This window comes from Salinicola sp. (genome assembly GCF_982684285.1).
In genome coordinates this window covers 1-20004 of the sequence record NZ_CEXLVS010000050.1, presented here as the reverse complement: position 1 = coordinate 20004, position 20004 = coordinate 1, and the positions used below count along the sequence as shown (strand labels likewise).

The window sequence follows — 20004 nt, the reverse complement described above, 5'->3', positions numbered from 1 at the left end:
CTGGTCGATACCAGCACCGTCGGCATGTTGAGCGCCGCCAAGAGCCATATCGCCAACGAGGAGCCCATCGTCTGGGTCGGCTGGACGCCGCACTGGATGAACCTCGAACTGCCGATGCGCTACCTCAGCGATTCGAAGAACCTGTTCGGCGAAGGCAACGGTGCCAGCGACGTGCGCACGCTGATGGCCAGCGACTACGCCGAGGCCAACCCGAATCTGGTGGCCTTCTTCGATCAGTTCTCGTTTTCCGCCGAGGAGCAGAGCTGGATGATCAAGCAGTACGGCCAGGAGGAGAAGCCGATGGAAGAGGTCGCCACGACCTGGATCGAGAACCATCCGGATCGCGTCGAAGCCATGATGAAGGGGGTCACCACGCGCGAAGGCGAGCCGGCCTGGGAAGCGGTGCAGAAAAAATTCTCCTTGTAGATCAAGATATCGGGAGCCACCGCCGGGTCACGGCTTGACATAGCAAAAAACCGTTACAAATTCGTGGCGATTTTTTTGTCTTCGCCCGGAACTAATGCAGCAGGGCTGACTCTGAGTAGGTGTTCCCTTGAATGATCCCTTACTTGCCCACCATCCCCTGGTGGGCATTTTTTTGTGCTCTGCCATCCCTGACGCGACGTCAGGAATTTCTCCCGGAAATTTCTTGTCCGTGTTCCCGGCATTCAGCGCTCGTCGGTGCTTCCCCGAGATCAAGGCAGTGGCGGCACCCGTCCCGTCATCTCGGTCGTCATGAAATCGACGAACTGCCGAATCCGGGCACTGTCTCTTGCCCGCTCGGCGTAGAGCAGGTGGAAGTCAGCCCGGATCCCCTGCCACTGCGGCAACAACGGCATCAGATCACCGCTGGCCAGATGCTCGTGAACGTCCCACCAGGAGCGCAGCAAGACGCCGTGGCCATCGAGCGCCATTCGCGTCATCGCCTCGGCATCGTTGCTCGCCAGCCGGCCATGAACGCGGATGGCACGACGGGTGCGGGTATCGTCGGCGGCCTCGAACCGCCACAGCGAGTAGTCGGTATCGTTCTCCCGCACGATCAGGCAGCGATGCCGTGCCAGATCCTCCAGCCGCTCGAGCCTGGGCGCGCTCGCCAGATAACCGGGGGCGGCACAGAGTATCCGGCGGTTGGCGAGCAGTCGCCTGGCGATCCAGCGCGACGCCGGCGGCTCACCGACACGAATGTTGATGTCGAACCCCTGCTCGTCGAGTCCGACCGGGAAGCTGGTCAGCTCCAGCAGCAGTTCCAGCTGCGGATGACGCGCGGCGAAACGCGAGATCAGCGGTGCCACATGGCGCCGGCCAAAACCGAAGGTGGCGTTGATTCTCAGCCGCCCCGAGAGCACGGCGCCCTGGTCCCGCAGCGAGTTCTCCAGATCGCCCAGGTCATCGAGGATCATCGCCCCGCGCTTCAGATAGCGCTCCCCCTCCGCTGTCAGCGACAAGCGCCGCGTCGTCCTCGCCGCCAGTGACACGCCGAGACGCCTCTCCAGCTGCTGCAGCCGCTTGCTGACCGCCGAGAGTGACAGCCCCAGTTCCCGGGCCGCGCCGGTCAGGCTGCCTGCCTGGGCGACCCGCTGGAAGAAGGCCAGATCGTCGACCGCGGACATCGAATTCTCCACCTCAGCGCAATAGTCGTTTCGATTCTAACCGGATTATCCCGAATCCGGCAGCGACTACACTGGTGCCAGCGACCCAATGCGCCCAAGAACGAGGCCAGACCGATGTTCGACGGATTTCGCGAGTTCGATATCGAGGTAGAACGGGACATCGCCATCCACGGCGTGATCGGAGGCGAAGGCCCACCGCTGCTGCTGCTTCACGGTCACCCGCAGACCCATGTCATCTGGCATCTTCTCGCCCCTCGGCTCGCCGAGCACTACACCGTGGTCGCCACCGACCTGCGCGGCTATGGCGATTCCAGCAAGCCGGAGGGGGACGCACGGCACCTCAACTACAGCAAGCGCCGGATGGCGCATGACCAGGTTGCGGTCATGCGGGCCCTGGGGTTCGAGCGGTTCTTCCTCTGCGGGCACGATCGCGGCGGCCGGGTCGCGCACCGGCTGGCGCTCGACCACCCCGAGCGAGTGAACAAGCTGATGGTGCTGGACATCGCGCCGACGCTGGCGATGTACGAGGCCACCGATCTCGTTTTCGCCACGGCCTACTGGCACTGGTTCTTCCTGATTCAACCCAGGCCTCTGCCGGAATCCTGGATCGAAGCCGCGCCCGCCGACTACGTCACCCGGATCGTGGGTGGCCGTCATGCCGGGCTGGGCCCGTTCGATCCGCGAGCGATCGCGGAGTACCAGCGCTGCCTGGCCCTCCCGGGCGCGGCCCATGGCCTGTGTGAAGACTATCGCGCCTCCCGCACCATCGATCTGGAGCACGACCGCGCCGACCGCGATGCCGGCCGGCATCTTCAGGTTCCGCTGGCGGTGTGGTGGGGCGAGCACGGCGTGATCGAGCGCTGCTTCGATGCTCTCGGCGAGTGGCGGGCGGTTTCCCGTCACAGCGTCGAAGGCGGCACCCTGCCCTGCGGCCATTATCTTCCCGAGGAAGCGCCGGATGCGCTCTTCCAGCAACTCACCCACTTCATGAGGTAAGCCAGTCATGGCTCACAAACCCGCTCAAGCCAAGACCCACAAGATCGCCGTCATCGCCGGCGACGGCATCGGCACCGAGGTGGTTCCGGAGGGACTGCGCGCACTGGAAGCGGCCGCCAGGCGCTTCGATATCGGTCTCGAGTTCGAGCATTTCGAGTTCGGCAGCTGCGACTACTATCTCGAGCACGGCAAGATGTTGCCGGACGACTGGTTCGAGACGCTCTCCGGCTTCGATGCCATCTTCTATGGCGCAGTAGGCTGGCCGGACAAGGTGCCGGACCACATCTCGCTGTGGGGTGCGCTGCTGCAGTTCCGGCGCCACTTCGACCAGTACATCAACCTGCGGCCCTGCCGCCTGATGCCCGGCATCAAGAGCCCGCTGGCCGACCGCGAGCCCGGCGACATCGACTTCTACGTGGTGCGGGAAAACACCGAAGGGGAATACTCGAGCATCGGCGGCAAGATATTCGAGGGCACCGAGCGGGAAACGGTCATGCAGGAGACCGTGATGACGCGCACCGGGGTCGACCGTGTGCTGAAATACGCCTTCGACCTGGCGCAGAGTCGACCGCGCCGGAAACTCACCTCCGCGACCAAGTCCAACGGCATCTCGATCACCATGCCGTACTGGGACGAACGGGTGAAGGCGATGGCCAAGGGTTATCCGGACGTCAGCGTCGACCAGTTCCATATCGACATCCTGACCGCCAATTTCGTGCTCCACCCGGACTGGTTCGACGTCGTCGTCGCCAGCAACCTCTTCGGCGACATTCTCTCCGACCTCGGCCCCGCCTGCACCGGCACCATCGGCGTCGCGCCCTCGGCGAACATCAACCCGGAAGGCAAGTTCCCGAGCCTGTTCGAGCCGGTCCACGGCAGCGCCCCGGACATCGCCGGCAAGGGCATCGCCAATCCGATCGGGCAGATCTGGTGTGGCGCGATGATGCTCGAGCATCTGGGCTACAAGGAGGCGGGCGACGCGATGGTCAGTGCGATCGAGCAAGTCCTGGCAGATGACGACAAGTCAGCGCTGACCCCGGACCTGAAAGGCAAGGGAACGACCCAGAGCCTGGGCGAGAAGATCGCCGCAGCGATCGGTTGAAGCGAGACTGGCGACGGCGGGTCGGCCCGTCGTCGCGCAGAATGTACTAGTGGAAAATCCCAATCCGGGAGCCTATCCCCTCGCGAAGAAACTGGGATTCCAGATTGATCCGAAGCGCATTGTACAGAGGGCGAACGGTCTCACTCAGCTCCGTTTCCGCGCGCTGCTGATGAATATAAAATGCCGCCCTTAATCCTAGAAGTTCTACGGTCGGACTTACCTGTTCGAAATGCAAACCAACCCTTGCCAGCAAGCGCTGAAACCGCGGTTCGATCATCGCCAATACATGGTAGCGTTTCGAAATACCGCTGAGCGCCGTCGCACACAGATTCAGCGCCACGCCGGCCATCAGGAAATCTTGACGCTCGTGCTGGCCGAAAACCCAGCGCTCCAGATCGGTTGCAAGCGATTCATCCTTACCACCCGACCGGAAAAACTTGGGGATAGCCACGCGAGAAATCTCGCATAGGCTATCTCTACCGACCGCCTTCAAATCAAGACTGATCTCAACACTGAGTTCACGACAATGTTTTTCGACAGGTATTGGGAACGCGTCCCCCTTGGAGTCACAAGCCATCACCACGCGTAGACAACCTATCGCCAGACCCGTTGCACGGTGCTCTAGCAGACAATGAAGCGAGTTCGTATCGAAAGCGTCTTGCTCCAAACGATCGGCCAGGTCCAGCGAGAAAAAGCCCAACTCCTCGCAAAAAACCCGGTGCCTGAGAGAAAAGACTCTCGCTTTGTCACGTTCCGTTGTTGCCAGGATAAGGTTAAACTTCTTCAGGAAATTGTGGTCTGGGGAGTCGCCCGAGGCTAGCACTTCGGCCTTGGCCAAATTCTCACCTAATTCCAACTTCCGCGGCCGGCTGAGGTCTTCCCAAATAAAATCCTTGGACATAGTCAATTTTGTATTTTCTCAGATATGGCAATATAGAAGGCTTATCAACAAACTCCGCCACCGTTTTCTTTCCTAGCCCCTTGGCAATATCGGCAATTGCTTTGACGATAAGCTGGTTCTCTTCACTATCAGGCAGCGTCGTGATAAACGACCCATCAACTTTTATATAGTCGGACGGAAGCTGACCAAGATAATAAAAACTGCTAAACCCGACTCCAAAGTCATCCAGCGCGACTTGACAACCAAGGCGCCTAATATCCTCAAGGACTCCTCGGGCGGAAGTAAAATCAGTCACTGCTGCCGTTTCTGTAACCTCTACAATGAGACGGCGGGGTTCGACCCCTCGTTTATCAAACTCACATTTCATGAACGACATCAGCTCTTTGTCCTGAAGAGACTGCCCCGAAAGATTAATGGCCAAGCTGATGGATTCGTCTGTGAATCTGGATATTAGCTCAATCCCCTTCCCCACTACCCACCTATCTATGGCCGCAATTTGACCATTTCTCTCCGCGATCGGAATAAAGGTGCCAGGTGACAGGTACTCGCCATCGTCACCTTTCAATCTTAACAGCGCTTCGTAGTGTTGTATGTTGAAATCTATCAGCCTAAAGATGGGTTGTAGAAGTAGTTCGAACTGATCATAAAGTAGAGCACTGCGTATCCTCTCGGCCCAGAAAACTCGTTGCTTAAGTTCCTCACGATCCTGTTGATCTGGCTGCAGCAAATGCCAACGCTTAGCCATGTCCTCCTTGGCCCTATACATGGCGTAGTCTGCGTTGGCCATCAGACTGTCGGGCCGGTCACCGTGATCAGGATAGGCAGCCACACCGATGCTGGCACTAGCTCGGTGTGTCCGTCCTTGAATATGTATACTCTGTTGGTCTAGGTGGTCGGCGATTTTCCTCGCCAGATCTACAGCAGTGTCAGTCGATGTATGTTCCATCAAGATGCCAAACTCATCACCGCCCAGCCGCGCAACGATATATCCTCGACTAAGCCCCGACAACGTAGATGCTACAGCGCGTAATAACTGATCGCCAGACTGATGACCACTCAGCTCATTGACATCCTTGAAACGGTCTAAGTCGAGATACAGGACTGCACCAAACGCCTCAGGTGTTACTGCACGCTGAAGTGCTTCTTCAAAAAAACGGCGGTTGTACAACTCAGTCAATGGATCTCTATTAGCTAGCCAGGTCAAGCGATTTTCGGCCAATTTTCGCTCAGTAATATCCACCCCTACCGAAATCAGTTCTCGCTGGTCCCCGTCAACTCTAAGCGGAGTGTGATACCAGACAATAGTCCTTACAATGCCATCCACTGACACAAAATGACTTTCTTGCTGCCCACCAGCTTTCAAATATTCATCAGCGTTAAAAAAATCCTTCGAGAATAGCTGCTGAAAGGTACACCCTCGCAAATCCTGCTCGTCAAGCCCGGTCATGGTCTGACAAAGTCGGTTCGTCAGAGTAATCACTCCGTCACGACGATGCGTCAACACTAAAACCTGAGCGGTGTTCATCAGCCCTCTAATAAAGTCCCTCTCTCTTGCTAACTCTGCGACCCTTGCCTCTAACTCTACCCCCCGTTTGCCAACCTCTTTTTCCAAGTCCTCCAGCTTGACTTCAAGCTCTATGGCAGTTATCTCTAACGCGTCAATCTCGTCAACAAAGAAAGATTTTTTTCTTGGTATACTACGGCGCATTACACTATAATTTTGTTCAGCCAACAGAGGTAGTTTTTGGCTAATCTCTCTCAAATGATCCATTCGATAGCGCAATATCAGGTAAAGTAAAACCTCGGCCGCCGCCCACCCTATCAGCGAAATTATAAGAATCATCTGCGTTGTTTTCGTGATCTCTTTCAACTGATCCGTCACGTCTGAGATCAGAAGAAAGAAACTGGAGGGTTTATCCTCTCTCCCTGTTTCCAATGCAATAGAAGAAACTTCGTATCGTCTACCGCTGTCAATATAGCTTAGAGCCTTACCTCGAGTCGCCGAAAGAGGAAAGTCTTGAGACATTCTTTCAATAAAAGGGAGCACCTCAGCCTCATGCGTCACAGCTGCTAAAGACGTTTTCCACTCGCGCAAATATCTTCTCTCAGAAGAGGGATCTTCCGAACTGATCAGTAGTGCCACTTCACTGCCAGAACTTTTCTGCAAATAACGAGTAATATCCGCCAAAGAGCGTGTAAGCAACACGACCCCCGCGTCTACTCCCTGCGCAAGAATCGGCACAGCCACGTACTGCTGACAGGACTCCAGGCAAAGGAGCCTGTCGCTTGGTTTCTCATTGTTTAAAACATCACTTAGCCATTCGTGACTATATTTTCGGGACGCAAACTCTAGTTCACGCCCCAACGTCACGACGGGTTGCAGATTACGATTGTATACGACGACATCATCCACTCCGACATCTAGTTGCAGTGTTGGCCATGTAGCTATTATTGCCCACTCAGCGTCGCTTGGACTGCCGTTGAGAAGCGCGTCCCCCAAATCCTCTGAAGAAGCCACCATTCCAGCCATTTGCCGCATGACATCCGCGGAGCGCTGAATATTATAGCTAACTTCCTGGCTTTGATTTTCGTAAAACTCGTCTCGAGAGTGCTGAAACTGGCTCATTAGGGAGTGATTACTCACCCATACAATTAGACTCGTCAAAGCCAGCAAAAGAAAGCTGGTCAACAGCATTGCCCGCCACTTTAGATCTAACCGGAAACTCCCTTTTTTAGCATTCATCTCAGCGCGCCTCATAACAACCACCAGTCAGATCAAAAGAAATATGAGACCTGGAAAAGCAGCATATTCCAGTATTTTTGCTGAGTCTCCACTTCTGATGCATCCTGAAATGGCAACCACCCTGTCCCTTCAATATTATGAAACTCGGATGAGATCAAAAGACGAGAATAGGGTCGCCACTGCAATCCAGTAGTCCAATCTTTCGCATATCTAGAATAGGCGGGTCTACCTGTTAGTTCCTCATACTCACCACCATGACGATCCGTCTTATCCGTTACCAAAGAATCATATCTCAGCAACCATTGCCAGTCGGCACTAAGGCGTCGGGTAAACTGAATGTACCAGCTTTCTCCAGTTGCCTCATAATTGTAAGGGTCTGAAAACCCGCTTGACTTAACATGCCGAAGGGCATATTCGCTTGTCAAAGACCAGTTTTCTTGATTGTATTGAAAAGAAAATATCAAGGGTTGAAACGAAAAATTTCCCGACCCGGGCCCCGAAGGCTTGGAGTCCAGAGCAGCATTAACGTCTGCGTAGGTCATCGCTAAAACCAGGTTGCCGCCGCCATGTTCATAACGCACCTGGCCAATATAGGATGTATTTCCAGAGTATTCCCCCAAATCGTCCCTACCAAAAGCCGAGACTTCCGATTGGGAATCCATTCTGGGCTTTCCGGCACCGGCCTGGACTCTTAACACGCCGTTATTCAGGGGCTTTTCGAGATAGCCGATCAGACCATCAGCTGACAGCGCGGGCTTTCGGGTGCGATCGAAATATATAGATTGGGGTAGAAGTATGCTCGGACGAGTAATAGCAATATCACGTGTTTGATTATACAGGCCCAACGGGTTTTTGAACCTTCCCAGCTGTACACCTGATGTCATATTGGCATCGCTGTAGAACTGGTAATCGATAACCCCATAATCGAGTTCAACGTCATTCAACTGCTGGATATCTCCGGCTTGCCTGGCAAGCAGCTGCCCCGCCACCAACACGTTGCTTAGCGGTCGAAAAGAGGCATTCAGGCCCAGTTCGGTGTATTCCCAGCTTCCGCCGCCCTCGCTACTGGGCCCGAAGAAATCGTTATGGTCGGTCACGATGAGGGCTTGGCTCATGAAACCGTGCACCTGAAAGGTATCGGGCAGCGGTGCGGCTCTGCTTGCGGGTACCTGGAACAGCAGGCCGACCATGACGAGAACGGCAATGGCGGCTTTCGAAAAGTCACTTGATAACGATTTATTCAATGTCGAGCACCCGAACCTGACCATTCAGGCTTGTTTTTTTGATGTATCCGACACTGCCGGGCGTGGAGGCGACGTCCTCGATCATTTCGGCTTCGCTGGAGACCTCGTTGGGGGCCTGCCCAGTGCCCGAGAACACGGCACGATCCCAGGCGAGTCGGAGTTGATGCGGATAAACACCCAATACTTTCTTGGAAAAATCCTCGTGAATCGGATTGTCGTCCGGCAGAACGAAGACGTGCACGGCCTGCCCGTCGGGGAAGGTTCTCTGTCGCATCGCGAAAATGGCCCTCAGCGTCTCCAGCGGAAGAGAAGCCTGCTGTACCGACTTGTTGGCGATAACGACGGTTGCTGGCTCGTCTCCGAAACTATCGACGGATAACAGAGAGAGCAGCAGCACACAGCCGGTCAACGTCCGCCGCATGCGTCACGACTCCCCGATCCGTCTGCTTGCGCCATGATGAGTGTCAAAGACAAACTCCGACCCGAAATCGATTGCATTTCAGAGACATCTGCGACTTGGTCTTATTCGATTCATCGGCCAGCATGGCAGGTCGGAGTGGCTGATGTTCCCGGAACAACACCGGGAACGGCGGCTATCTCATGGATTAGGCTACCGGCTTTCTCTTTCAGCATCGTTGCTGTCCCCTACCACTACATTATTATGTGCTGCCCCGTGCGCTGCTTGGCCGGGCCAAAAGGCAGCCTTGACTTCGTCCGCCAATTCGCAGAGCGTCCATCACAGCATACTCATATTGGCGTGACTCGCCCAGTGACCAGACCCATCGTGGAGACTCGGGAAACGCTGTCCGGGAGTTACGATTCGCGACGGAGGCGTCAGGCGTTTTTACGTAGCCGGCTCAAGTCCATCTGACGAACCTCCGTGATGCCGAGCAGCGCCATGTTCCGCGCGAGCTCGTCCTGCATCAGTTGGATCGCATGGCTGACACCCGCTTCACCGGCGTAGGCGGCCGCGTAATTGAAAGGACGACCGAAGAAGACGAAGTGGGCACCCAGCGCCAACGCTTTCAGCACGTCAGTACCGCGCCGGAAGCCGCTATCGATCATGACGGGGAAGTCTCCGACCGCATCGACCACTTCGGGAAGCATTCGTAGCGGCGCGATCGTGCCGTCCAACTGTCTGCCGCCATGGTTGGAGACGATGATCGCATCGACGCCCTGCGCCTTGGCGCGCCGGGCATCGTCGGGATGCAGGATGCCCTTGACGATCAGGTTCCCCGGCCAGCGTTCCCGTACCAGCGCGAGGTAGTCCCAGTCGAGGTGCGAGCGCCCCGAGAAGTCGCGATTGACGTGACGCGAGATGACCGGAATCCCCCGGGTCGCGTGATTGTTCTCGAAGTGAGGGATCCCGTGATGACGAAGCGTCTTGTAGAACGTCTCGTAGAGCCAGCGTGGCCGGACCAATCCATCCAGGGCCAGGCGAAGGCTGGGGCGAATCGGTGACGAGAAGCCGCTGCGCCGGTTGTTGTCGGGATTGGGGGGGACGGGATAGTCGACGGTAATCACCAAGTTGCGGAAACCGGCGCGCCCGATACGGGCGATCAGCGCCTCGATGCCCGGCCGGTCTCCCGGCAGATAGGCCTGGAACCAGTCGCAGCCCTCCACCGCTGCCACCTCTTCCATCGGAATCAGTGACGAGCCGCTCATGATCATCGGCACCTCAGCCTGCGCTGCAGCGCGAGCCAGCGCCATATCCCCCCGATAAGCGGAAAGCGCACTGATCCCCATGGGCGCGATCCCGAACGGCGCCGCATAGCGGCGGCCCAGCAGTTCGGTTTCCAGGGAAACGCGAGAGACATCGATCAGCGCCCGCGGCAGGAAGCAGTAATCGTCGAAGGCCGCGCGGTTGGCGGCCAGGCTCTTGCCATCTTCCGCCGCGTTGGCGACGTATCCATGGAGTGGCCGGGGAAGATGGCGCTTGCCGGCACGCTCGAGATCCAGGAAGTTGCGAATACGGGAAAGGCGGCGCTGTTGACGCGTCACGGATGATCCTTATCACTGAAAAGACGATCGACTCTACGTCACCAAGACTCTAAATCACCAAGGCTCTAAATCACCAATAGTCACCCTGCGACGCCCGGCATCGTGAAACCGACCCGTTTCAGTGCCGTCAGCAGTTTGTCGCGCTGCCCCTCATCGAGCGAGACCAGCGGTGGCCGCAGGCGATCCCAACCGGCATCACCGCTGAAATGGGCGGTGGCGGCCTTGAGCGCCGGGATCATCGGCACACTCTCGAAGATATCGCGAATCTCGTTGAGTCCCTGCTGATTCGCATCGGCGTCGTCATCCTGCCAACTGGCGCCCAGCGCCGAGATCGCGCGGGGATTGACGTTGGCGGTGGCACTGATGCAGCCGACGCCACCGGCCCGCAGCGTGGGCAGCAGGAAGCGCTCGCTGCCGGCGTAGACACGAAATCCCTGCTGGCCGAAGGCGTCGATGACGGCCTGGGTGTTGGCCCAGTCGCCGGAGCTATCCTTGATCCCCGCCACGACCTGGGGATAGCGCTTCAGCAGTCGCTCGATGAGACCCAGGCCGATCGGCACCTGCGCCACCGGTGGAATGTGGTAGAGATAGAGGCGCAGCCGCTCGTCGTTGACCCGCTCGATCACCTCGCAATAGAACCGGAACAGCCCCTCCTCCGAGACGCCCTTGTAGTAGAACGGCGGCAGCATCAGCACGCCCCCCACGCCCTGGCTCACGGCATGTCGCGTCAGGGTCACGCTGTCGGGTATCGAGCAGCAGCCGGTGCCCGGCATCAGCCGGGTGGTGTCGATCCCCGCCGCGACCAGGTGGTCGAGCAGCTCGAGACGCTCCTGCAGCGACAGCGAGTTGGCCTCGGAGTTGGTGCCGAAGATCGCCAGCCCGACATCGTTGGCCATCAGCCAGCGGCAGTGGTCGACGAAGCGCGCCGCATCCGGGGAAAGGTCATCGCGAAACGGCGTGATGACCGGCGAAAGTACGGTACCGCAGGGCGCATTCGACGACATGAGCACAGACCTCTGGCAGGCAGGTAATGGGGAAACAGGCAGTGGAAAAATGGAAAGCGTCGACCCCGATCGTTGGGCTCAGGACCAGGGTTCGACGGCGTAGCGCGACAGCGCCGCCTCGTCGAAGTCGAAGCCCAATCCCGGCGTCTGGGGCAGCTGCAGGCGCCCGTCGCTGAAGGTCAACTGCGTATCGATCAGTCTACGGAAGTTAAGCACTTGATCGTCGGCAAAGAATTCGACGAAAGGCGCATTCGGCGTCGAGCCGACCAGATGCACGTGGAGATCGTGGAACCAATGGGGGCAGATCTCCACCCCGTAACTGGCCGCCGTGGCCGCGATCCGCCGGAATTCGGTGATCCCGCCACAGACCGCCGCATCGGTCTGCAGGATCATCGCCGCCTCCTTGTCCAGCAGCTCCTTGAAGCGCCAGCGACCGGCCTCGATCTCGCCCGTCGCCACCGGAATCGGCGTACGCTCGGCCAGGCGGCGATGGTTGTCGATGTCGTCCGGGCTGAACGGCTCCTCGATCCAGTAGGGAGAGTAGGGCTCGGCCATCCGCGCGAAGGCCAGGGCCGAGGGAAGATCCTGCCAGGCGTTGTTGGCGTCCATCATCAGCAGCACATCGGGGCCGATGGCTTCGCGGACGGCCGCCAGCCGCGCCTCCTCGCCAGCCAGGTCCTCGCGTCCCACCTTCATCTTGACCGCCTTGAAGCCCTTGTCGACGTAGCCGGTCATCTCGTCCGCCAGCCTGGCCGGCGTCTTGCCGTCGAGGTAGTAACCGCCGCTGGCGTAGGCCGCCACGCTCTCTTCGTCGCTGGCGCCGAGAAACTGGTAGAGCGGCAGGTTGGCGGCGCGGGCGTTGCGATCCCACAGCGCCACGTCGAGGATGCTGATCGCCCGCATCACCGAACCGGCGCGGCCGTGCAGCAAACTCTCCTGATACATCTCCTGCCACAACCCCTCGACGCGGTGGGTGTCCTGCCCCATCAGCACCGGCTTGAGCAGATCGCGCACGGCCTGGGTCACCAGGTGGCCGGCGTTGTTGCCGCCGTAGCAGAAGCCGATACCGCTGATACCGTCGTCACCGGTCACCTTGACCAGGGCGTAGTCCCGCTTGAGGACCTGCCGGTTGGAGAAGCTGGTCGGATTGTCCAGCGCGACATTGACCGTTCGCGCCTGTACATCGGTGATTCGGGTCATCGGTCATCTCTCCGGGTGGTTGACATTCCAAGGCATCAATCGGGTTTGAGGCGACGCTTGAACGGCACGCGCAGCCAGCGGAAGAACGGTGTCGCCTGCAGGATCGACAGCAGCGCGAGGATCAGCAGCACGGTGGCGATCGGGCTCTCCAGGAACACGCCGAAGCTGTCGTTGCCGATCAGCATCGACTGCTGGAAGCTGGTCTCCATCACCGGCCCCAGGATCAGGCCGATCACCATCGGCGCCGGCGAGACGCCCGCCTTGCTCATCCAGTAGCCGAACAGACCGAAGCCCAGCATCAGCCCGACATCGAACAGGCTGTTGTTGATGGCGAAGGCGCCGATGATGCAGAGCGTCAGAATGGCGCAGGCGATGAAGCCGTCGGGAATCCGGGTCACCGACACGCTCATCTTGGTGAACGCCAGGCCCACCACCAGCAGCGCGATGTTGGCGAGAATCACCGCCCAGATCAGGGTGTAGGTGACATCGCCATAGTCGGTCAGCAGATTGGGGCCGGGCAGAATGCCCTGCACCATCAGCGCGCCGAGCAGGATCGCGGTGGAGGAGCTGCCCGGAATCCCGAGGGCGATGGTGGGTATCAGCGCGCCACCGACGACCGCGTTGTTGGCGGCCTCCGGCGCGGCGACCCCGGCGATCTCGCCCTTGCCGAAGCGGCTCTTGTCCTTGGCGAAGCGCTTGGCCTCGTTGTAGGCGAACCAGCTGGCGGTATCGCCACCGGTCCCCGGTATCAGGCCCACGATGATGCCGATGCCGCTGGAGCGCAGGATATTGGGCATCAGTTGCTTGACGGTGCGCCACCGCGGCATCAGGCGGTCGGTGATGCGGCTCGCCACCTTGCCGCCGCGGTGGGAGTTCTCGATCAGCGTCAGCGCCTGGGGCACCGAGAACAGCCCGATCAATGCCACCGTGAAGTCGATCCCAGCAAACAGATTGATCTGGCCAAACGTCATGCGCGGCGTTCCGGTGGTCAGGTCCATCCCGACGGTGCTGAGCAGCAGCCCCAGTCCACCGGAGAGCAGACCGCTGATCACCGATCCCTGGGCCAGCGAACCGATGATGGTGATGCCCAGCACGGCGATGGCGAACAGCTCGACCGGGCCGAATTCGAGTACCAGCGTGCCCAGCAGCGGGGCCGCCGTCAGCAGCGCGATGCCGCTCATCAGCCCGCCGAAGAAAGAGGCGAACAGCGAGATCCCCAGCGCTTCGCCGGCACGCCCCTGCTGCGACAGCGGAAAGCCGTCGAGTACGGTCGCCGCCGCCGATGGCGTGCCCGGCGTGCGTAGCAGGATCGCGGCGATGGAACCGCCGTAGGACGCCCCCACGTAGAGCGAAGCCAGCATGCTAAGCCCGGTCGCCGGATCGAAGCTGAACGTCAGCGGCAGCAGCAAGGCCAGGGCCATCGTCGCCGACAGCCCCGGCATCGCCCCGACGAACAGCCCCAGCAGCGTACCGCCGAGGATGCAGGCAATGTTGTTGACGCTGAGCACGTTGGCCAGCCCGATCATCACTAGAGAGGAATCCATGCGCGTCTACACTCCTGTGCTCGAATCGAGCGTCGTGGCCACCCGTTCCGACGGGCCCTAGAGGAAGCTCGGCAACAGCGGAATCGGCAGGCCCAGGAACTGCACGAACACCAGACAGACCATGGCGATCAATACCGCTCCGGCGATCAGCGCGAAGGTCCACTTCACGGTGCCCAGAATCGCCAGCGCCAGGGCCATGAAGAGCGCCGTGGCCAGCACGTAGCCCAGCGTCGTCATCACTGCGATATACCCCACCGCCAGCAGGAAGATGGCGGCGACCGCCGTCCAGCGCCGAGGCGCCGCTTCCGCTTCCCGGTCCGCCGTCTCGGCGGCGGTATCGCGAGTGGCCGACGCACGACGCCCGAGGCGCAGCTCGCTGGCCACCATCGCCAGCGACATGAGCGCCACGGCCACGGCGTAGATCATCGGCATCTGGGCCGCGGCGCGCGGGTACTGGCTGGCGTCGAAGAAAAAGACGCCCGCCACGACGATGCCGACCACGCCCAGCAGCAGACGACTGACGTTCATGGCGCCCTCCTCCTCGGCAACTTGGCGGTCACTCAACGGCCGACCTGATCCTTGACCGAATCCCAGATTTCCCGATAGTCGCTTTCCATCTGATCGATCATGGCGCGGTAGTCGTCACCGGTGACCACATCGAGATTCATCGCCCGCTTTTCCGCCTGGGCCTGGAAGTCGGGATCCTTGGCCAGGGTCTGGAACGCCTCGATCAGCTGCTGCCGGGCCTCGTCGGGAATGCCCGCCGGCGCGCTGTAGCCGCGCGAGGAGCCCGCCACCACGTCGACCCCCTTCTCTTTCATGGTGGGCACGTCGGGCAGGCTGGTCAGCCGCTTCTCGGCGAACACCGCCCGCGCCCTCAGGTTGCCGGACTCGACCTGGCCGTAGACGTTGCCCACGTTGTTGAAGCTGGCATCGATCTTGCCGCCCATGGCCGCCGTCGCGGAGGGGCCATCGCCCTGGAACGGCACCTTCTTGAACGACAGCCCCTTGGCCTGCTCGAGCAGGATGGTGGTGAAGAAGTCGTCGCCGCCGACGCCGGAGTTGCCGATGGTCACGGTACCCGGGCTCTGCTCGGCGGCCGCGAAGAGATCCTCGATGGTCTGATAGGGACTGTCCGCACTGACGACGACGATGCCCGGGTCGGTCACCACGTTGGCGATCGGGGTCATCTCGTCGGTGTTGTAGGTGATGGCATCGTTCATGATGTAGTTGGTCATCAGCATCGGCGTGTTGGTGATGCTGATGGTGCCGCCGTCGTTGGGCGACTGCTTGGCCAGTCGCGTCCAGGCCACGGCCCCGGTGGCGCCAGGCATGTACTCGTTGACGAAATCGACGCCGAGGATCTCGCTCAGGCGCGGCTGGACCAGCTGTGCCAGGGCGTCACTGCCGCCCCCCGGTTTGAATCCCTGCAGTACGGTGACTTCATCGCCTCCCACGTAATCGGCGGCTTGCGCCAGGGGAGACAGGCTGATGGCCACGGCGGTGATCGTCAGCCAGTGGCGAAGGGCTTTGGCGTGCATGATCGATTCCTCTCTGACGGAGTCTGTTTATCGTTGTCGTGCCTGTTCGCTGTCGTATCTGTCCTTGTCGCGCCGGTTCTTGTCTTGCTGTTCTTGCCGCGATGAGAAGAACGTATTAATTTATCGATCAGATTGTCAATAATATTGCCGCCAATAGAGACTAAAGCAGTAACGTCGTGAAAAATGGCGCCATAAGCCGAAAAACCAGCGTCATCGCCGAAGTCGGCGCGGCAGAATCGATTCTGCCGCCGGCCGTGGCGCGATATCGCCGCTCCATCAGCGGGTGACGCTTGCTCCAACCCCCGCCCGCTGCGGACAATGGCAACCGAGTGACGGGAACTTCATCGTGACGGGAACACATCCATGCCAAAGCGAGACACCGCCAGACCGACCACCGCCGACACCGGCCATCGTCTCGCCGACGAACCCGCGGACACTCAGGCCGAGGGGGCGAGCGTCGCCGATATCGTCTCGGCCATCGAAGAGGACATCGTGCTCAATCGCGCGCACCCCAAGGAGAGGCTGGTCGAGGAGGACCTGATGCAGCGCTTCGCCGGCAAGCGCCACGTGGTGCGCCAGGCGCTGTTTCAGCTCGAGAACGCCGGCCTGGTGGAGCGGATCAAGAATCGCGGGGCCTTCGTCAAGTCCTATACGCCCCAGGAGGTGGAGGGGATCTACGTCATGCGCGAGCTCCTCGAGGAGGCCGCCGCGGACCGTATTCCGATGCCGGCGCCGCCCGCGTTGATCGAGGCCCTGACCGACATACAGGACCGGCACAGCGCAGCGGTGGAGAGTGGCGACCTGCGCGCGGTGTTCCACCACAACATCGCCTTCCACCGCACGCTGTTCGCGGCCTGCGGCAACGACTATCTCGCCGATACGATCAACGAGTTCGCCCAGAAGGCCCACGCCATCCGCTTCATCGGTACCACCGACCGTCAGGCCATCCTGCTGGCCCGGGACGAGCATCTCGCCATGATCGACGCGCTCGAGCGCCAGGACCGCGCCGAACTACATCGCCTCTGCTACCAGCATCTCCAGCCCTCGAAAGAGCGTTATCTGCATCTCTACCGGCTCCGGGAAGGCGGCTGATACGAGTGATCGGCCTCGAGGCCCGCCATCACTTCGGCACCCGACGCTGGATGTTCGGCGGTCGCAGGAAGGTGAAATCGCAGCCCTGATCCGCCTGGGTGATCTGTTCGAGGAACAGCTTGCGATACCCCCGTTCGGCGGTCAGCGCGACCGGTCGCCAGCCTTCCCGGCGTCGCGCCAGTTCTGCGTCATCGACCAGCAGCTCGAGGCGGCGTTCGCTGACGCTCAGGCGAATCCGGTCGCCGTTCTCGACCAGTGCCAGCGGCCCGCCCAGGGCGGCTTCCGGCGTCACGTGCAGCACGATGGAGCCCGCCGCGGTGCCGCTCATGCGGCCGTCGGAGATTCGCAGCATGTCGCGCACGCCCTGCCGGGCCAGCTTGCGCGGAATCGGCAGATACCCGGCTTCGGGCATCCCCGGTGCGCCCACCGGGCCGATTCGCTTGAGCACCAGAACATCCTCCGCCGTCACGTCCAGCTCCGGATCGTCGATGCGCGCCGCCATGTCCTCGGCATCCTCGAACACCACCGCGCGTCCCTCGTGCTCCATCAGCCGGGCATCCGCGGCGGACTGCTTGATGATCGCGCCGTCGGGGGCCAGGTTGCCGCGCACGAAGGCGATCCCGCCGGCGGGATAGAGCGGCGCATCGAAGCGATGCACCACCTGCTGTTCGAATACCGGCACGGCATCGATCTCCTCGCCCAGCGTGCGACCGCTCACGGTCATGGCATCCAGATGCAGCAACGGCTTCAGTTCGCGCAGCACCGTCGGCAGCCCGCCGGCACGATGCAGATCTTCCATGTAGTGCTGACCGGATGGCTTGAGATCGACCAGCACCGGCGTCTCGCGGCTCATGCGGTCGAAGGCGGCCAGATCGATGTCGATGCCCATGCGTCCGGCGATGGCGGTCAGGTGAATGATCCCGTTGGTGGAACCACCGATCGCCAGCAGCACCCGCAGCGCATTCTCGAACGCCTTCTCGGTCAGGATCCTGTCCGGCGTCACGCCTGCCCGCGCGTTGATCACGGCCTGGCGACCGGTCGCCTCGGCGACGCGCATGCGATCCGCGGTCACCGCCGGCGGCGAGGCGCTGCCCGGCAAGGCGATGCCCAGCGCTTCGCTGATACAGGCCATGGTGCTGGCCGTGCCCATGACCGAGCAGGTGCCGACACTGCCGACCAGCTTGGCGTTGACCTCCTCGATCTCCTGCTCGTCGATCTCCTGGCCGCGATACATCCCCCAGTAGCGACGACAGTCGGTACACGCGCCCACGCGGACGCCGCGATGGCCGCTGGTGAGCATGGCGCCGGTCACCAGCTCGAGCATCGGCAGGTTGGCGGAAGCGGCGCCCATCAGCTGGGCGGGTACGGTCTTGTCGCAGCCGCCGATGAGCACCACCGAATCCATCGGCTGGGCGCGGATCATCTCCTCGGTATCCATCGACATCAGGTTGCGCAGGTACATGCTGGTGGGCGTCGAAAAGCTCTCCGCGATCGAGATGGTGGGGAATTCGATCGGCAGTCCGCCCTCCAGCATCACACCGCGCTTCACCGCCTCGATCAGCTGCGCCATGTTGCCGTGACAGGGGTTGTAGCCACTCCCCGTATTGGCGATACCGACGATGGTGCGATTGAGTGCATCGTCACTGTAGCCCGCGCCCTTGATGAAGGCCTTGCGCAGAAACAGGGAGAAACCGGCGTCGCCGTAGTTCACCAGGCCCTGGTTGAGGCCCGTCTGTCGCACCTCGTCATGGTTGTCATGCCGCTTGTCGCTGGATCCGTCGGTTGCCATGGCGCCCTCATCGTCAATATTATTAATAATATTATCGACACAAATAACCACAGTTGGCGCGGCAATGACATCCGACTTAAGCCGCAACCAGTCGTGAGACGGGCATGAACCGGATTTAGCAGCACCCGCTTTCATCGCCTAACCTTGTAGCGAGCGGCGACCATGAATCGCTGCCGATACCCGCAAGGACCGCGACACAAGGATGAGGACGATGACGCTTTTCGAAGACCTACGTGAAAGTCACGGCAAGCAGCGCCGCCTGCTGGATCTGCTGGTCAAGACCCACGGCGACAGTGAAGGCCGCGACGAGCTGTTCCAACGACTGCGCGCCGAACTCGAGAATCACGCCGCCGCCGAAGAACGGGCGCTCTATATTCCGATGATGGAATATGACATGACCCAGGAGAAGGCCCGGCACAGCGTTGCCGAACATCACGAGATCGACGAGCTGCTGGAAACGCTGGAAGCCACCGAATACGACTCTCCGGGTTGGCTGGCCAGCGCCAAGAAACTCCAGCATCTGGTGACGCATCATCTCGACGAGGAGGAGCATGAGGTCTTCCAGTTGGCGGGGCGCGCGCTGGACGACTCGACAAAGGCCGATCTGGCCAGGACCTACCGGCACGAGATGGAGAGCCGGGAAGCCAGCTGAATGACGGTACCTGCCGACCGCTCCAGTCGGAGCGGTCGTCTGCATTGTCTCTCCAGGATCCGGCGACGGCGGATGCAACTTTTTCTCATCGGGAAACTCTCAGCAACAGCCATAAAAGGAAGGATCCTCATGTTGCTGCCCTCGAGACTCCCGCGATATCCGCGGCTGACCTGGCTCGCCCCTTTCACTCTGCTCGCGGGTTGTACGGGCGTCCCCGAGGGAACGCAGCCCGTCGGTGACTTTCAGATCGACCAGTATCTGGGCCAGTGGTACGAAATCGCCCGGCTCGACCACGGCTTCGAGGAAGGCCTGGAGTGCGTCACCGCGGAGTACACTCGCCGCGCCGATGGCGACATCCGCGTCGTCAATCGCGGCTACGACCCTGCGAAGGGGCGCTGGGAGAGCGCCGAGGGGCACGCCAGCTTCGCCGGGGACCCCAACGTCGGCCACCTGAAGGTCAGCTTCTTCGGGCCTTTCTACGCGGGCTACAGCGTGCGGGCGCTGGACGAGAGTTATCAACATGCCCTCGTCGCCGGTCCGGACCGTGACTACCTGTGGATACTTTCGCGGGATCCGACACTGGAC

18 protein-coding genes are annotated in these 20004 nt (G+C 60.5%); 6 read left to right on the top strand and 12 right to left on the bottom strand.

Going from position 1 to position 20004, the window contains the following annotated elements:
• Positions 1-426, top strand: a 426-nt coding sequence (locus tag AC3AYF_RS06565; RefSeq protein ID WP_487779532.1) for a glycine betaine ABC transporter substrate-binding protein, incomplete at its 5' end; no start/stop codon positions are given.
• Between the two features lie 269 nt (positions 427-695).
• Here AC3AYF_RS06565 and AC3AYF_RS06560 read toward each other — a convergent pair.
• Positions 696-1610: a LysR family transcriptional regulator gene (locus AC3AYF_RS06560; RefSeq protein ID WP_295037750.1), complete on the bottom strand. Its 915-nt coding sequence runs from the start codon at positions 1608-1610 to the stop codon at positions 696-698.
• Positions 1611-1724: 114 nt separating this feature from the next.
• On the opposite strand from AC3AYF_RS06560, the gene AC3AYF_RS06555 reads away from it, so the two are divergent.
• Complete coding sequence (locus tag AC3AYF_RS06555; RefSeq protein WP_295037752.1) at positions 1725-2606, top strand: alpha/beta fold hydrolase; 882 nt, start codon at positions 1725-1727, stop codon at positions 2604-2606.
• Between the two features lie 7 nt (positions 2607-2613).
• Positions 2614-3708, top strand: a complete 1095-nt coding sequence (locus AC3AYF_RS06550) for a tartrate dehydrogenase (RefSeq protein WP_487779531.1) — start codon at positions 2614-2616, stop codon at positions 3706-3708.
• A gap of 46 nt (positions 3709-3754) precedes the next feature.
• Here the strand turns inward: AC3AYF_RS06550 and AC3AYF_RS06545 are convergent, their stop codons facing one another.
• The 10 genes from AC3AYF_RS06545 to AC3AYF_RS06500 form a co-directional block, all read right to left on the bottom strand.
• Complete coding sequence (locus tag AC3AYF_RS06545; protein WP_487779530.1) at positions 3755-4546, bottom strand: PEP-CTERM/exosortase system-associated acyltransferase; 792 nt, start codon at positions 4544-4546, stop codon at positions 3755-3757.
• 4 nt (positions 4547-4550) lie between these two features.
• Positions 4551-7352, bottom strand: coding sequence for a bifunctional diguanylate cyclase/phosphodiesterase (locus AC3AYF_RS06540; RefSeq protein WP_295037757.1), 2802 nt, complete (start codon positions 7350-7352; stop codon positions 4551-4553).
• 32 nt (positions 7353-7384) lie between these two features.
• Complete coding sequence (locus AC3AYF_RS06535) at positions 7385-8596, bottom strand: hypothetical protein (RefSeq protein WP_295037758.1); 1212 nt, start codon at positions 8594-8596, stop codon at positions 7385-7387.
• Positions 8589-9017: a hypothetical protein gene (locus AC3AYF_RS06530; RefSeq protein ID WP_295037760.1), complete on the bottom strand. Its 429-nt coding sequence runs from the start codon at positions 9015-9017 to the stop codon at positions 8589-8591. Before AC3AYF_RS06530 ends, AC3AYF_RS06535 begins: the two co-directional genes overlap by 8 nt.
• A 413-nt stretch (positions 9018-9430) precedes the next feature.
• Positions 9431-10597: an alpha-hydroxy acid oxidase gene (locus AC3AYF_RS06525; RefSeq protein WP_295037762.1), complete on the bottom strand. Its 1167-nt coding sequence runs from the start codon at positions 10595-10597 to the stop codon at positions 9431-9433.
• A gap of 80 nt (positions 10598-10677) precedes the next feature.
• Positions 10678-11601, bottom strand: coding sequence for a dihydrodipicolinate synthase family protein (locus AC3AYF_RS06520; RefSeq protein ID WP_295037765.1), 924 nt, complete (start codon positions 11599-11601; stop codon positions 10678-10680).
• 78 nt (positions 11602-11679) lie between these two features.
• The gene (locus AC3AYF_RS06515) at positions 11680-12801 is read right to left on the bottom strand and encodes a mandelate racemase/muconate lactonizing enzyme family protein (RefSeq protein WP_295037783.1); all 1122 of its coding nucleotides are present in this window, start codon (positions 12799-12801) and stop codon (positions 11680-11682) included.
• 35 nt (positions 12802-12836) lie between these two features.
• Positions 12837-14345: a tripartite tricarboxylate transporter permease gene (locus AC3AYF_RS06510; protein WP_295037785.1), complete on the bottom strand. Its 1509-nt coding sequence runs from the start codon at positions 14343-14345 to the stop codon at positions 12837-12839.
• Between the two features lie 57 nt (positions 14346-14402).
• Positions 14403-14873 (bottom strand): tripartite tricarboxylate transporter TctB family protein, encoded by a 471-nt coding sequence (locus tag AC3AYF_RS06505; protein WP_487779529.1) that lies wholly within the window; start codon positions 14871-14873, stop codon positions 14403-14405.
• Positions 14874-14905: 32 nt separating this feature from the next.
• Complete coding sequence (locus AC3AYF_RS06500; protein WP_487779528.1) at positions 14906-15886, bottom strand: tripartite tricarboxylate transporter substrate binding protein; 981 nt, start codon at positions 15884-15886, stop codon at positions 14906-14908.
• 363 nt (positions 15887-16249) lie between these two features.
• On the opposite strand from AC3AYF_RS06500, the gene AC3AYF_RS06495 reads away from it, so the two are divergent.
• Complete coding sequence (locus AC3AYF_RS06495; protein ID WP_295037790.1) at positions 16250-16978, top strand: GntR family transcriptional regulator; 729 nt, start codon at positions 16250-16252, stop codon at positions 16976-16978.
• Positions 16979-17006: 28 nt separating this feature from the next.
• On the opposite strand, the gene AC3AYF_RS06490 is transcribed toward AC3AYF_RS06495, so the two are convergent.
• A complete protein-coding gene (locus tag AC3AYF_RS06490; protein ID WP_295037791.1) occupies positions 17007-18767 on the bottom strand; it encodes an IlvD/Edd family dehydratase in 1761 nt (586 codons plus the stop codon).
• A 211-nt stretch (positions 18768-18978) separates the two neighbouring features.
• On the opposite strand from AC3AYF_RS06490, the gene AC3AYF_RS06485 reads away from it, so the two are divergent.
• Positions 18979-19419 (top strand): hemerythrin domain-containing protein, encoded by a 441-nt coding sequence (locus tag AC3AYF_RS06485; protein ID WP_295037793.1) that lies wholly within the window; start codon positions 18979-18981, stop codon positions 19417-19419.
• Between the two features lie 129 nt (positions 19420-19548).
• A partial coding sequence (locus AC3AYF_RS06480; RefSeq protein WP_487779527.1) for a lipocalin family protein occupies positions 19549-20004 on the top strand: 456 nt, incomplete at its 3' end.